The organism is Nitrospirota bacterium (assembly GCA_020846775.1).
Classification (GTDB): domain Bacteria; phylum Nitrospirota; class 9FT-COMBO-42-15; order HDB-SIOI813; family HDB-SIOI813; genus RBG-16-43-11.
The window spans coordinates 1-13,832 of the sequence record JADLDG010000067.1 but is presented as its reverse complement, the minus strand read 5'-3'; the positions used below and the strand labels follow the sequence as shown (position 1 = coordinate 13,832).

14 protein-coding genes are annotated in these 13,832 nt (G+C 44.3%); 9 read left to right on the top strand and 5 right to left on the bottom strand.

All coding sequences use genetic code 11. The features are described from left to right. From IT392_09340 to IT392_09320, 5 genes are all read right to left on the bottom strand, one after another. Positions 1-596: restriction endonuclease (locus IT392_09340; protein MCC6544690.1), on the bottom strand; the 596-nt coding region annotated here is incomplete at its 3' end. A gap of 335 nt (positions 597-931) precedes the next feature. Next, a complete protein-coding gene (locus tag IT392_09335) occupies positions 932-1,444 on the bottom strand; it encodes a gamma carbonic anhydrase family protein (protein MCC6544689.1) in 513 nt (170 codons plus the stop codon). 23 nt (positions 1,445-1,467) lie between these two features. Beyond that, positions 1,468-3,291: a molecular chaperone DnaK gene (gene dnaK / locus IT392_09330; GenBank protein MCC6544688.1), complete on the bottom strand. Its 1,824-nt coding sequence runs from the start codon at positions 3,289-3,291 to the stop codon at positions 1,468-1,470. Between the two features lie 51 nt (positions 3,292-3,342). Next, the gene (hscB, locus tag IT392_09325) at positions 3,343-4,065 is read right to left on the bottom strand and encodes a Fe-S protein assembly co-chaperone HscB (GenBank protein ID MCC6544687.1); all 723 of its coding nucleotides are present in this window, start codon (positions 4,063-4,065) and stop codon (positions 3,343-3,345) included. Positions 4,066-4,129: 64 nt separating this feature from the next. Then, the gene (locus IT392_09320) at positions 4,130-4,765 is read right to left on the bottom strand and encodes an MBL fold metallo-hydrolase (GenBank protein ID MCC6544686.1); all 636 of its coding nucleotides are present in this window, start codon (positions 4,763-4,765) and stop codon (positions 4,130-4,132) included. Between the two features lie 79 nt (positions 4,766-4,844). Between IT392_09320 and IT392_09315 the strand changes: the two genes are divergently transcribed. The 9 genes from IT392_09315 to hydE all read left to right on the top strand — a co-directional run. Then, positions 4,845-5,507 (top strand): HAD family phosphatase, encoded by a 663-nt coding sequence (locus IT392_09315; protein MCC6544685.1) that lies wholly within the window; start codon positions 4,845-4,847, stop codon positions 5,505-5,507. A gap of 41 nt (positions 5,508-5,548) precedes the next feature. Then, a complete protein-coding gene (locus IT392_09310; GenBank protein ID MCC6544684.1) occupies positions 5,549-6,901 on the top strand; it encodes a class II fructose-bisphosphate aldolase in 1,353 nt (450 codons plus the stop codon). A gap of 119 nt (positions 6,902-7,020) precedes the next feature. Then, entirely contained in the window at positions 7,021-8,064 is a 1,044-nt protein-coding gene (locus tag IT392_09305) for a 4Fe-4S dicluster domain-containing protein (GenBank protein MCC6544683.1), read from the top strand. Beyond that, positions 8,027-8,875 carry an FAD/NAD(P)-binding protein gene (locus tag IT392_09300; protein MCC6544682.1) on the top strand — a complete coding sequence of 283 codons (849 nt, stop codon included), beginning with the start codon at positions 8,027-8,029 and terminating at the stop codon, positions 8,873-8,875. Before IT392_09305 ends, IT392_09300 begins: the two co-directional genes overlap by 38 nt. Positions 8,876-8,963: 88 nt before the next feature. After that, positions 8,964-9,701 carry an NADH:ubiquinone oxidoreductase gene (locus tag IT392_09295; protein MCC6544681.1) on the top strand — a complete coding sequence of 246 codons (738 nt, stop codon included), beginning with the start codon at positions 8,964-8,966 and terminating at the stop codon, positions 9,699-9,701. Positions 9,702-9,741: 40 nt separating this feature from the next. Beyond that, the gene (locus IT392_09290; GenBank protein MCC6544680.1) at positions 9,742-11,061 is read left to right on the top strand and encodes a Ni/Fe hydrogenase subunit alpha; all 1,320 of its coding nucleotides are present in this window, start codon (positions 9,742-9,744) and stop codon (positions 11,059-11,061) included. Beyond that, a complete protein-coding gene (locus tag IT392_09285) occupies positions 11,054-11,641 on the top strand; it encodes a hydrogenase maturation protease (GenBank protein ID MCC6544679.1) in 588 nt (195 codons plus the stop codon). The genes IT392_09290 and IT392_09285 overlap by 8 nt, the downstream gene beginning before the upstream one ends. After that, positions 11,638-12,093, top strand: coding sequence for a cyclic nucleotide-binding domain-containing protein (locus tag IT392_09280; protein MCC6544678.1), 456 nt, complete (start codon positions 11,638-11,640; stop codon positions 12,091-12,093). The genes IT392_09285 and IT392_09280 overlap by 4 nt, the downstream gene beginning before the upstream one ends. A 12-nt stretch (positions 12,094-12,105) precedes the next feature. Next, a partial coding sequence (hydE, locus tag IT392_09275; GenBank protein MCC6544677.1) for a [FeFe] hydrogenase H-cluster radical SAM maturase HydE occupies positions 12,106-13,832 on the top strand: 1,727 nt, incomplete at its 3' end.

Genomic DNA, 13,832 nt, shown 5'->3' with positions numbered 1-13,832 from the left:
TGCGCCCAACCTTGCTCGAAAGAACCTTTTGACTTTACTGCTCGTTGAATAATTTCTTTTTGTCGCTGGGTCGGATCATAAAATTTAGATAGTTTACTGATTTTATCTATTCCTTCTTTTCGTGCAAACGCTTCAATTAACTCACGCAGGCCTTCTTGCAGCGAGGTTCCACGTGTAATAATAGCGCCAATTGAAATCACACCATCAGCGTGTAGACGTTTAAAGTTTTCCAGATCACGATCATAAAATGGATCCTTGTTGTTCCATTCTATTTCAAGGGCAAAAGTGCCTCCAGGAAATATTTTAACGTGATCTATTTCATGAGAGATTGATTCCTTTTCCGCTCCATCAACTATTTTTTTTATCTCAAAAATGTGTTTTTTCCAAACATACTTATTGGCAAGCATTTTTCTAATTCTTTGTGTCAGTTCACCTTCCCCACCTCCGCCGTAAACGAGTTCCTCGACAGGAATAGTGACGTCGAGGAGCACAGCCTCCAGTTCATTAACTGCAGCACTCATATCATGTTTGAGGATAGCTTCTGCATGATGCAGTGCAAGAACCTGGAAACCCTTCTTTTTTATATTTTCGAACATTGCTATCCTCGATACCTGATAACATATCAGGATCTGCTTTCAACTCGCAAGAATCCTATCACATTTTATTTTATTTGTTAATTGATAAGTTCCAAAATCTTCACACCGCGATGTTTTATGCTTTTAAAAGCGTTTGCTTTCAACCGTCACTAACAGGTTTGGACTGGATGAAAATAGTTCTGAAAATTCGAGAACCAAGACTATGTAGAAACTGATGGCTGAGATAAAGGCCTCCAAAGTGTGAAAGGTGAACTAAAAAAAATAAATCCTAATTATTTTGGTGATACTACGGGGAATAACAGATTTCATATAAGGAAGATGAACACGATGAGCTATTACAAACCATAAGTTTTTGCATAGTCTATGTAATTCTGCGCTGATTGTTTTATTCTTGCTCTTTCTGCATCAGTAAGGTCGCGTTTTGGTTTAGCCGGGAATCCGATTGCAAGTGTCCCCGGAGGAATTACAGCTCCCTCTGTAACAAGGGCGCCGGCGCCTATGATGCAGTCTTCGCCAACAACAGCGCCGTCGAGAATGGTTGCGCCCATACCTATCAGGCACCTGTCCTTAATAGTACATCCATGAAGTGTTACAGAGTGCCCGACTGTTATTTCATTGCCAAGGATAAGGGGATGGGTGTTCTTTGTAACGTGCAGCATGCACAGGTCCTGGATGTTTGTGCGATTGCCTATCCGGATGTAATTGACATCACCTCGTATGACGGCATTAAACCAGACACTGGAGTATTCAGCAATCTCTGTATCACCTATTATTATTGCTGATTCGACAAGAAAGACTGTGTCATCTATCCTTGGATAAATACCCTTGTATGGCATTATATTTTTCATTCTATCATCCTGCAAAGAAACATTTATTTGTTTCCTGCTTTTTTCTCCACCACCTCTTTGGCCGTTTCCCCAAGTAGCAGCGTCGCTAAATGCTCTGTTGCCTGATTTAATTCAGTTGTGGATTCTTTAATTCCTGTTGTATCGTTACTGTTTATGGCTGCCTCAGTCTTGTTGATCGTCCCGTCAATCAAAGATTTTTCTTCCTCTGTCAATAAATGACTGCATTTATCGAGCGCCTTCCTTGTTGCAGAAAGCACCTTATCCGCCTCCGTCTTTGCATCAAACAGTTCTTTCCTGGCAGCATCCTCTTTCCTATGTTCTATTGAATCCCTGACCATCTTTTCGATCTTTTCCTGCGGTACATCAATCGTGGACTTCATGTGAACAGCCTTTTCCTTCCCTGTATTGACATCCCTTGCGAGCACATGGAGGATCCCATCTGCATCAATGGTAAACTGGACCCCTATCCTGGGAACACCTGCGGGAGCAGGTTTAATGTCCTCGAGAGCAAAAGTCCCGAGTGACCAGTTATCAGAAGCCATTTGACGCTCACCCTGAAGTATTTGTATCGTTACTGCAGACTGGTTATCCACTGCTGTAGTAAAGAGCTCTCCGGCCCTTGTAGGTATAGTTGTATTTCTTGGAATTATGACATTCATGAAGCCGCCGTAGGTCTCAATACCCAGAGAAAGCGGTGTAACATCAAGCAGTAAAAGATTTGATATCAGGCCTGACATGACACTGGCCTGGATGGCGGCCCCCAATGCCACAGCCTCGTCAGGATTAATAGACCGGTTGGGTTTTTTTCCGAAGATTTCTTCGACCCGCTGTTGAACCAATGGAATCCTCGTTGAACCGCCGACAAGTATGACCTCGTCAATATCATCCCGTGTCAGTTTGGCATCCATCATTGCCTGCAGGCATGGTTTTCTTGTCCGGTCAATGATATCGCTGACAAGCCCCTCAAATTCCTCTCTGGTCAGTTTATATTTAAAGCTGAACGATGAGGTCAGGAATGGCATGTATATTTCAACTTCCTCCTGGAAGGATAATGCACACTTTGCCTTTTCAGCCTCTTCCCTGATCCTGCTTAAAACCATCAGATCACCTGACTGGTCACCGCCGCCGCCGGCGGCTATATGGCTAAGCAGGAAATCTATCAGACGACGGTCTATGTCGTCTCCTCCAAGCCGTGTGTTACCGCAGGTAGATAAGACCTGAAAGACGCCGTTTTTTATTTCCAGGATGGAAATATCAAAGGTTCCTCCGCCAAGGTCATAAACCCCGATTGTTGAGTTTAGTCGCTTGTCAACGCCATACGCAAGGCTTGCTGCAGTCGGCTCATTAATGATCCGCTCTACCTTGAGTCCGGCAAGCTCACCGGCCTTTTTTGTTGCATTACGCTGGGCATCATTGAAGTATGCAGGGACAGTTATTACCGCACGGTCTACCGTATCGCCAAGAAAGCGTTCGGCATCCTTTTTGAGTTTACGCAATACAAAGGCGGAAATTTCTTCAGGAAGATAGCGCTTATCGTCAACCACGATGCTGACAGGTTCATCCCCGCTGCCGGCAACAGGATATGAGACAAACATGTCCTCATCCTTAATATCAGAGCCCCGCCTTCCTATGAATCGCTTTACAGAATAGACGGTTTTCTTAGGGTTCAGTACGCGCTGTCTGTTGGCAGTGTGTCCTATCACAGGCTCTGTCCCTCCGGTAAAGGCAACAACAGAGGGAGTAAGCCGTTGTCTGTCAGCATCTTCAATGACAACAGGTTTCCCGCCTTCAATAATGGCTACTACTGAGTTTGTGGTTCCAAGGTCTATGCCTATTATTCTGCCCATTCTGAAAACACCTCTTGTGGGTTTTATCGTACTAAAAGCAGGCGATGCCTGTTAACTAATTGCTACTATCAGCTCATCAATCAAAGTCTGCAGTTTGGATAGATAGGAGAGTTCGTGCGACAATATTGTCAGCCGGCGTACCTTTAATTTCCTGCTGTCATTTGAGTCAGAAAGCCATTCCTTATCCAGCGCCGCGATCTCCCTCAATACACCTTCCCACTTGCTCCCGGTTTCTTCCTTAAGCTCATTTAATTTCTTAAGATGATCCTGCCTTGTTTTTTCATCTCTGTCCTTTTCCTTTGCAAATTTATCTATTTTGTTGCATACATCGCTGGCCTCAATAAAAAACTCCATTGTCTCTGCTGAAGCATGCTTTGATACAGGCGCCTCCCTGTCGTTTTCCAGGCTTATAAGGTATCTTATCCGTTCTTTAGGATCTTTTAAAGTCGAATATGCCTTATTGAGTAAGGACGACGATTTCAGTGCAAGTTCCTGTACATCACGGGAGGAATTATAATACCTGTCAGGATGGACATTCTCGCTCAATTTCAGGAAATTCTCTTTCAACAAGTTTGTATCTATAACAGGCCTCTTCTCAACCTCCAGCATTGTAAAATAGTCCATATCTCCGGAGAAGGAAAGGAGTGAATGACAGTCAAAGCAGAAGAAACCCTCATAGGGACTTCCGCAAGACAGGCATTTTACCTTCCTGCCGTCATTATCATGATCATGTTCTGAGTCGTCATGTACCATACATGCTCCTTTTTTGCTCACCCGCATTAGACCTACTCTCTTTCCTCCGCTATATTCCTGAGAGAGAGGGAATTGTTGACTGGTGTCATAGTATCAGTGTTTTTAAAAAAGGGTTATCCCGTTTCTCTGAGCCAATGGTTGTTGCCGGGCCATGGCCAGGATACACCCTGGTTGTTTCATCAAGCTTAAAGAGCTTATCTTTAATGGATGACATCAGTTCTTCGTGTGAACTTCCCCACAGGTCTGTTCTGCCTATGCTCCACCTGAAAAGTGTGTCACCGGTAAATACTACACCCTCAGGAAAATAAAAGCTGACACTTCCCGGGGTATGTCCAGGCGTATGGATTACACTGCACTTGAGACACCCCTCGCCTATCTCCATGCCATCTTCAAGGATCTTGTCTATTTGTACGATTTCATCAGCAGTTATACCAAAAAAAGATGCCTGCGTAGGGAGTTGTTCATATAGGAAAATATCTCCCTTATGCAGGAATACAGTTGCCCCTGTTGCCTCTTTTAATGATTTTACCCCGCTGACATGATCTATATGGCCGTGCGTAAGCAGTATCTTTCCAAGATTCAGGGAATACTTTTTAAGGGTTTCCAGGATGTCCTGGACATCATCTCCGGGATCAATGACAACAGCTTCCCTTGTCTCCTCATCGCCGAGTATAAACACATTGGACTGAAATGGTCCAACAGCCAATGTCTCAAGAATCATCGAATCCATAAAGGGTATTATAAGTCATCGCTTCAGGATATTGCAATACTTTGCAAATTCATGGTATATTGCCTTATTCATGCTAAAGGCCATTATCTTCGATTTCGATGGTGTCATAACCGATAGCGAACCAGTCCACCTGAAGATGTTCCAGAAGGTCCTCGGAGAAATGGGGTTGACAATAAGTGAGAAAGATTATTACGAGATTTACCTTGGCATGGATGATAAGGGTTGTTTCAGTACAGTGCTGAAAACAAACGGCATTGATTCAAACCTTGAGGTTATTCAATCTCTCATAGATAAAAAGACTGTATACCTTATGGATTATATAAAAGATAACCTTTTTATTTATCCCGGGGTAGTGGATTTCATAGAGGCTTCATATGGGAAATATCTCCTTGCTATTGCTTCAGGCGCCCTGCGTCATGAGATTGAATTTATTCTTGAAGGAGCAGGGATCAGATCAGCATTCAGTATAATAGTAAGTGCCGAGGATGTGAGAGAAGGCAAACCAAATCCGGAGTGTTTTAACAAGGCGCTTGATAGATTAAATGAAATAAGTGCTCAGCCGATAATGACTGCTGATTGTTTGGTGATAGAAGATTCCATAGCGGGCGTAGAGGCGGCTAAAGCGGCTGGAATACGCTGTGCCGCGGTCACGAATACGTACAATCCTGACAGATTAAAGATGGCTGATATAGTAGTTGATAGAATCGCTGACATAGACTTGAGAATAATGTAAAGGTTTTCATAAACTTTAATTTTAAAAAGCGGGGGTGAATTATGGGATACAAGAATGTTGAGGAAGTTTTTGAGTCATTAAAAGGTATTACAGAAATAGATGACAGCAAGGTTAAGGTGAAAGATGAAGCAGCTGTAAGGGATAAACTTATAGACAAACTGGTCTTTAATGCGGTTTTTAATGACAGCACGGAGATCCGTGGTATGGTTAAGTGGCTGATACGGGCAATTGCACAGGAGCTCGGTGCAAAGCCTTCATCTATTCAGGGACTTTATGAGGCGATGGGGCGGGGTGATGTGAGCGGCTTTACGGTCCCAGCCATTAATATCCGGGGACTCAGCTACGATGTGGCAAGGGCTGTGATAAGGGCAGCAAAAAAGAACAATTCAGGGACTTTCATATTTGAGATAGCAAAGTCAGAGATAAGTTACACAGGGCAGTCTCCTGATGAGTATGCAGTGGTTATGATGGCTGCTGCGGTCAAAGAGGGATACAGGGGGCCCGTGTTCATACAGGGAGATCATTTCCAGGCTAATGCTAAAAAGTATCAGCAGGACCCTCAAAAGGAAGTTGAAGGACTGAAGAGCCTTATCAAAGAGGCTATAGAAGCAGGATTTTACAATATAGACATAGATTCCTCTACATTGGTTGACCTGTCCCAGTCTGATCTCAAAGGGCAGCAGCGCCTTAATTTTGAGATTGCTGCAGAACTTACTGCACATATTAGACAACTTGAACCTGAGGGTATTACTGTTTCAGTTGGCGGAGAGATTGGTGAGGTAGGAGGAAAGAACAGCACGGTTGAAGAACTATGCGCATTTATGGATGGATATAAAAATTCCCTTGCTGCCAAGGGGGCTTCATTGAAGGGGATTAGCAAGATTAGTGTTCAGACAGGTACTACCCATGGAGGCGTTCCACTTCCTGACGGCACCGTAGCAAAGGTGAAACTTGACTTTGATACACTCGCGAATATCTCAAAAGTTGCGAGAGAAAAATATGGCTTATCAGGCGCTGTTCAGCACGGGGCATCAACTTTGCCGGACGAGGCGTTTCACAGGTTTCCTGAAACCAGCACAGCGGAGGTTCACCTTGCGACAGGGTTTCAGAATATGACTTATGACAGCAAGGTATTCCCGAGTGAGCTTAAGGAAGAAATTTATAGTCATTTAAGACAGGCTTGTGCCGAGGAGAAAAAGGCCGGAGAGTCTGATGAGCAGTTTATTTACAAGACGCGTAAGAAGGGGTTTGGTCCTTTCAAGGAAAAATTCTGGACGCTTCCGGAAGAAGTAATAAAGACCATTGGCCAGGAGCTTGAAGACAAGTTTGACTTTTTGTTTAAGAAGTTGAATGCGGTAAACAATCATGATATTGTCCTGAAGTATGTAAAGTAGATCAAATTATCAATATATAATGAAATTATTCTATTAAGCCGGGATGAATGGTGGAATTATGTTAACATCGTTCATCGGGGGGCTGCCAATTCTCAGGCAATAATTCCGGAGAAATTTTTATGGATGCAGTTATTGAATATGGGGATGTAGGGAAATTCATCCTTGAGCTCCTGAAAGACTATGATGTGATTGCACCTGTAGAGAAGGATAACCGTTATATATTTGAGCAGGTAGATGACCCTTCCAGGATAGTGTATAATTATGACACGACAATCCTCCCCCCGATAAAATGGATTTATCCTAACAATGAAGTTCTGCTGCGGTTTAAACTTAGCGACCTCACGGAGGCTAAACCGGTTAATGCCTTCCGCAATCAGGCGCTTTTATTTGTTCATCCCTGTGATATTAATGCCATAAACATAATGGATGAGGTACTTGCCGAAGAACCTGCGGATACGAATTATCTTGCGAGAAGGAGGTCGTCCATAATAATCGGCTATGACTGTTCCTGTCCGTGCAGGGAGAATATACTTTGCTATGACAAGGGTTATCACAAGGCAGATAAAGGTTTTGATATCCTTTTTACAGATTTAGGGAACAGGTTTTATGTCACTGCTGCTACTGATATTGGAAATACAATCATAGAGAAGAGTAATGTCTTTATCAAGGCAGGGTACTCTGACCAGACAGACTTATCGAAGACCAACTGGGAGAGGGATTCTGCATTTAAGAAGAAGATTCATGGAGATATTAACCGGCTTTCACATGTCCTGAAGGATGAATATGACGATGCCATATGGGAGGCTGAGGGCAAGAAATGCCTTTCGTGCGGGGCCTGCGTAATTGTGTGTCCTACCTGTTACTGTTTTGATGTCGTGGATGAGGTATGTCCTGATATGGAAATGGGAGTAAGGTACAGGAGATGGGATGGTTGTCAGATACAAAGTTTCTGTCAGGTTGCCTCCGGTGAGAATTTCCGGGATAGTGCTGCAGAAAGGGTGAGGCACAGGGTTTTTAAGAAAGAGGTCTATCTTAAAAAGAGGTTCGGAAGGTCGGGGTGTGTAGGATGTGGCAGGTGCATTGAGCACTGTATAGCAGATATAAGCATCATTGATATTTTTAACCATGTCATGGAAAGGAAAAAGGGGCATGGAGAGATCTAATCTATTACCAAGACCTGCTACGATTGTTGATATAAGACAACTGACGGACAAGGAAAAACTATTTACCATCAGGATGAATGAAGGTGGAAGTCTTCAGTACAGACCGTGCCAGTTTGTCATTTTTTCGATATTCGGCATAGGTGAGGCCCCTATTTCAATTACCTCTTCCCCACTTGACTCGGGTGAGACATTTGAGCTTTGTATCCGTTCAGCAGGGAATCTTACAGGGGCTGTTCACAAACTCTCATTACATGACAGTATCGGGATACGGGGGCCATTCGGTAATGGATTCCCATTAGAGAGAATCCACGGTAAAGACATACTGATAGTTGCCGGCGGGCTCGGATTGGCACCTCTCAGATCCCTGATAAATTATGTCATCCATCACAGATGGAAGTATGGAAAGGTCACGATCCTGATTGGCGCAAAGAGGCCGCAGGACATTTTATTTAAAGAAGAGGTAATGAAGTGGGAGAATGATTCTTCTGTAGATACATATATCGCGGTTGATCTTGCAGAGACAAACTGGACAAGGCATGTTGGAGTTATTACGGGTTTGTTTAAATATGTTGATGTAGACCCCCTGAACACTATTGCGGCAGTAGTTGGGCCTCCGGTTATGTACCGGTTTGTTGTCGCTGAGCTCCTTTCAAAGGGTATCTTTGAGGGAAATATATTCATGTCATTTGAGAGAAGGATGCGCTGCGGCATAGGGAAGTGCGGACATTGTCAGATAAACGGGATTTATCTGTGCCAGAATGGGCCTGTTCTGTCTTACAGGGACGCAAGGAAACTGCAGGAAGCAATGTAGCGATAAAATCCTCCTTAATCCCCCTTTTTCAAAGGGGGAAATCAGGTTCCCCCCTTTAGAAAAGGGGGATTTGAAAGGTTATTTTCGTATGAAACCAAAAGTCGCATTTTTCAGCTTTTCAAGCTGTGAGGGTTGCCAGCTCCAGGTACTGAACCTCGAAGAGGAGCTGCCAACCCTGTTAGGTTTTATAGAGATCGTCAACTTCAGGGAGGCGATTGACGAAAAACGGGACGACTATGAGATTGCCTTTATAGAGGGATCCATTACAAGGGAGTCTGATATTGAGGAGTTAAAAGAGATAAGGGAAAAGGCAAAGGTACTGGTTGCCTTTGGCGCTTGCGCAGACCTTGGCGGGGTAAATGCCTTAAAGAACCTTCACCCCCAGGACTCATGGCTCCCGGCTGTTTACGGGAGGAGTGACCTTTTCTCTGATACTATGCTGACAAAAAGGATTAAGGATATAGTCCCGGTAGATTTTGTTATTCCGGGTTGTCCAATAGATAAAGGGGAGTTCCTGAGGTTTGTGCAGTCATTGCTCCTCGGGATACAACCAAGGCTTCCTGACTATCCTGTATGCGTAGAGTGCCGGTCCAGGGGCAATGTATGTCTTGTTGAAGAGGGAAAGTGGTGTCTTGGTTCCGTGACCCGCGCAGGGTGTGGTGCAATATGTCCGACATTCAGGGACCCATGTGCAGGATGCCGGGGGCTTACGTCATCGCCTAATATTGAATCCCTTGTTAACATATTAATGGAAAAGGGACACTCACTGGAAGAGATCAGGTCGAAGCTTAACATATTTAATGGACTTGAAATTATTAACATATAGCAGGGCGTGCATTTCAAACCATATTTTGTAAGGAACTATAATGTCACATGATATCAATATAAAACATATAACAAGGGTTGAAGGGCACGGCAACATCGTTCTTAACATCAAAGAGGGGAGGATAGAAGAGCTCCGTCTTGAGATAGTTGAGTCACCCCGCTTCTTTGAAGTAATGCTCCTGGGCCGTAATATCCTCGAGGCCCCCCCTATTACATCGAGGATATGCGGGATATGTGCTATCAGCCATACAACCGTTTCGATCAAGGCCTGCGAGGATGCCCTCGGGATTATTCCTTCTGAAAATGTTGTTCTCTTAAGAAAGATACTGCTGCATGCGGAACTCCTGCAGAGCCATATACTTCACATATATCTCCTTGTAGCCCCTGATCTGTTTGGTGAAGGTTCTGTAATACCGCTTGCAGCATCACATCCTGATATAATAAAGCGTGGTCTTCGATTAAAGAAGGCTGCCAATGATATCTGCAAGGTCCTTGTGGGAAGACACATTCACCCGATAGGAATGGTTGTCGGCGGCTTTACAAAACCACCTGCATCTAAAGACCTTGCTGAAGTTCGAAGGATATTAGAGGGTATGATCCCTGACATGGAAGAGACTGTGAGGTTCTTTGAAGAGCACAGGATGCCTGAGTTCAACAGGCCTACAAAATATTGCTCTATCCGGAATGAAGATGAGTATGCCCTTTACGACGGGCTATTATATGCTAAGGATAACCCTCAGCTTGAGGTCCAGCGGTACAAAGAGTTTATAAATGAAAATGTTGTAACTTATTCCACGGCTAAGCAGGTGCGCTCAGGAGACAGTTCAATTATGGTTGGCGCCCTCGCAAGGCTTAATAACAATTATGCCTCGATTTCAGAAAAGGCAAAAGAAGCGGCGGAACGGCTTGGTTTTGTCCCACCATGTACGAATCCTTTTATGAATAACATTGGGCAGGTCATTGAATGTGTTCATTCCATTTACGATTCCCTCAAGATATTGGATATCCTTGATGCTAATCTGTCGTCGGCCCCTTTTTCGCCGCCATTTTCGGGAACAGATTTAAAGTCTGTCCCCGGCAACGGGAATGAAGGAAAAGGGTTTGGTGTAGTAGAAGCGCCCCGAGGCTCCCTCTATCATGAATACGGGATTGATGATAAGGGGATCATAAGGTCTGCAAACTGCATAATACCTACAGCACAGAACCTCCTGAATATAGAAAAGGACATAGAGGCTATGGTCCCTTCAATTCTGGAGATGCCAAAGAGTGATATAGAAAAAAGGCTTGAGATGCTCGTCAGGGCGTATGACCCATGCATTTCATGCTCTACACATTTCCTTGAGGTAAAATTCATTGAGTGAAGACAGGCTCCTGATAATTGGACTGGGCAATCCTCTAATGGGAGATGACGGGGCAGGTATTGAGATTGTCAATGAGTTGATGAGATCAGATTTACCGGAATGTGTTGACCTGATTGACGGAGGGACTCCCGGGGTCGGCCTGATAGACCTGATGTCAGGTTACGAGAGGGTAATCGTGGTTGATGCGGTAAAGGTCGAAGGTGGAATGTTTTCAGAAGTACCGGTCATGAGGCTTCAGCATTGTAACCCTGAACTTGTTTCAGGGTCACAGACGAAGAGAGCCGGAAACAATACAGAAAAAAGTTCAGGACAAAGGTTCGGGATGACACGGGACAAAGACAATTGTTCTCTTCATGAGACGGAATTGTCGTCTGTCGTGAGACTAATGCAGACATTAGGGATGACTATCCCTGAGATTTCGATTGTAGGCATTAATGCCGTCAATCTTGCACCAGGCATTGGATTGTCACAGGAATGCAGGAGATTGATACCACAGGCAGTAAACTTAATTAAAGAGGCAGTTGAGCAAGTTGGTCGGGCAGACCTGATGCTGCCTGAATCAGGAGGGTATAAATCATGATCTCACTTGATGACTTAAAAAGGATCGAGTTTTTTTCAGATCTTGCAGATGACGAGATAAAATTGATTCAGGGAATATGCCGTGAAGAAAACTATCACGCAGGCGATTATATTATTGTTGAAGATGCGCCGGCAGATAATCTTTACATATTAAAAAATGGCAAGGTCTCAATTGACATTAAGGTAGGTAATGGTAAATACCTCAGTGTATTTACAGTTTCAAGGTTTGCCGAGCCATTTGGCTGGTCTGCCATAGTGGAACCATACAAGTCAACTGCAGCGGCAAGGAGCGTTGTTGATTCCACGGTTTTTTCTGTGGATAGAAGGAAGCTGATGGACATAATAGAGAAGGACTATCATATGGGCTTTCTCGTCATGAGAAGGGTAGCAAAGATAATATCAGAGAGGGTCAGAGAAACACGCCTTCAGTTGGTGCATACCTTTTATGGATAACAGGTTTACAACATGTGCTACGCCATTCCTGGAAAAGTATTAGAGATCAACAATAATACCGCACTTATAGAATATTTCGGCGAGAAGAAGACAGCCCTTGTTGATGCCGGAAATATCAATGTGGGGGACTATGTCTATGCGCAGGGAGGTTTTATCGTCGAGGCCCTCGAGCCTGAGGAGGCCCACGGCATTCTTGATGAATGGGAGGAAATATTCTTCAAGTTAAAAGATCGTGATGAGTTTCTTGCAGGAAAGAGTTCTCCGTTGGTCAGGTGTGATACAGATATCGGCAGGATAATATCCAAAGGAGAAGAAGGGGCAGAGCTTTCCAGAGGAGAAGTGCTTACTCTATTGAGGTGCAGGGATAGGGATGAACTAAACCTTCTCTACAGTAGTGCCAACAGGGTACGTCAGAAGGTTCATAAGAATTCGTCCTGTGTACACGGGATAATTGAATTTTCAAATATATGTAAGAACGACTGCGCATACTGCGGTATAAGGCTGGATAATGACAGGATAGAGAGATACAGGATGACCGCAGATGAGATTATTGATACAGCGGCGTCATCAGCAGAGGAGTCAGGATTCCGGGCATTTGTGCTCCAGTCAGGTGAAGATGGTTATTATACCACTGAGAGGCTGTCAGAGATTATACGGGGCATAAAGGATAAGCATGGAGTCCTTGTATTTCTAAGTATTGGCGAGAGGGATGAGGAGAGCTACAGGAAGTTATATGAGGCAGGTGCGAGGGGTGTCCTTTTAAGATTTGAGACATCAAACCGGGACATCTACAGTAAACTTCATTCAACGCTTAATTATGAGGACAGGCTAAGGACCCTGAATGCGATCAGGGATACAGGTTACATAATCTCGACCGGGTCTCTCATAGGACTTCCAGGTCAGAGTGAAGAGGATCTCCTGAATGATATACTTCTCGCCAGGTCTTTTGGCACGGAGATGTATTCTTTTGGTCCATTCATTGCACACCCGCAGACACCGCTTGCATCAGTCAGGACAACAGATCTCGACACAATGCTCAAGGTCATTGCCGTAACAAGGCTTGTCCATCATGACGGGAATATACTTGTTACATCTGCAGTAGAGACACTGTTTGGAAGGGAAGGGGCAGAGAGGGCGCTTATGGCAGGCGGTAACTCCATGATGATAAATCTTACCCCGGACAGATATCGTAAACTGTATTCAATATATCCAGGCAAGGGAGAAAAGGGTAAAGACATCAAGGACAGGATATCAGAAACTATCTCACTCCTGTATTCCCTCGGCAGGGCGCCGACAGACATAGGAATGACCGGTGGCGCTACTGAGCATGATGTGAAAGTGAACGCCAGGATTACAAAGGATGATGAAAAAATCCCCCTTAATCCCCTTTTTTCAAAGGGGGAGACATTCCCCCCTTTAGAAAGGGGGGGTAAAGCTTGTCCTGAGCTTGTCGAAGGAGGGGGATTTGAAAGGTTATTTTCGAATGAAATTGACATCATCCTTCACAGAACGCGGAACGCATCTAATAAAGAAGTTGAAAGCATCATAGAAAAAGCAAAGTGCTTGACTGGTTTAACTCCGGAAGAGACTGCCATCCTGCTTCAGTGCAAAGACAAGGGGTTAACGGAATTACTCTACAGCACCGCCGAAGAGGTAAAGAAGGCGATCTATGGTAACAGGCTCGTCCTCTTTGCCCCTCTTTATCTTACCAGCAAGTGCGTTAACAACTGCCTCTACTG

Bases quoted from the DNA above. Each gene is read 5' to 3' on its own strand.
- IT392_09335 (MCC6544689.1), bottom strand. From the start codon at position 1,444: ATGAAAAATATAATGCCATACAAGGGTATTTATCCAAGGATAGATGAC.
- dnaK (MCC6544688.1), bottom strand. From the start codon at position 3,291: ATGGGCAGAATAATAGGCATAGACCTTGGAACCACAAACTCAGTAGTA.
- IT392_09320 (MCC6544686.1), bottom strand. From the start codon at position 4,765: ATGATTCTTGAGACATTGGCTGTTGGACCATTTCAGTCCAATGTGTTT.
- IT392_09315 (MCC6544685.1), top strand. From the start codon at position 4,845: ATGCTAAAGGCCATTATCTTCGATTTCGATGGTGTCATAACCGATAGC.
- IT392_09310 (MCC6544684.1), top strand. From the start codon at position 5,549: ATGGGATACAAGAATGTTGAGGAAGTTTTTGAGTCATTAAAAGGTATT.
- IT392_09305 (MCC6544683.1), top strand. From the start codon at position 7,021: ATGGATGCAGTTATTGAATATGGGGATGTAGGGAAATTCATCCTTGAG.
- IT392_09300 (MCC6544682.1), top strand. From the start codon at position 8,027: ATGTCATGGAAAGGAAAAAGGGGCATGGAGAGATCTAATCTATTACCA.
- IT392_09295 (MCC6544681.1), top strand. From the start codon at position 8,964: ATGAAACCAAAAGTCGCATTTTTCAGCTTTTCAAGCTGTGAGGGTTGC.
- IT392_09290 (MCC6544680.1), top strand. From the start codon at position 9,742: ATGTCACATGATATCAATATAAAACATATAACAAGGGTTGAAGGGCAC.
- IT392_09280 (MCC6544678.1), top strand. From the start codon at position 11,638: ATGATCTCACTTGATGACTTAAAAAGGATCGAGTTTTTTTCAGATCTT.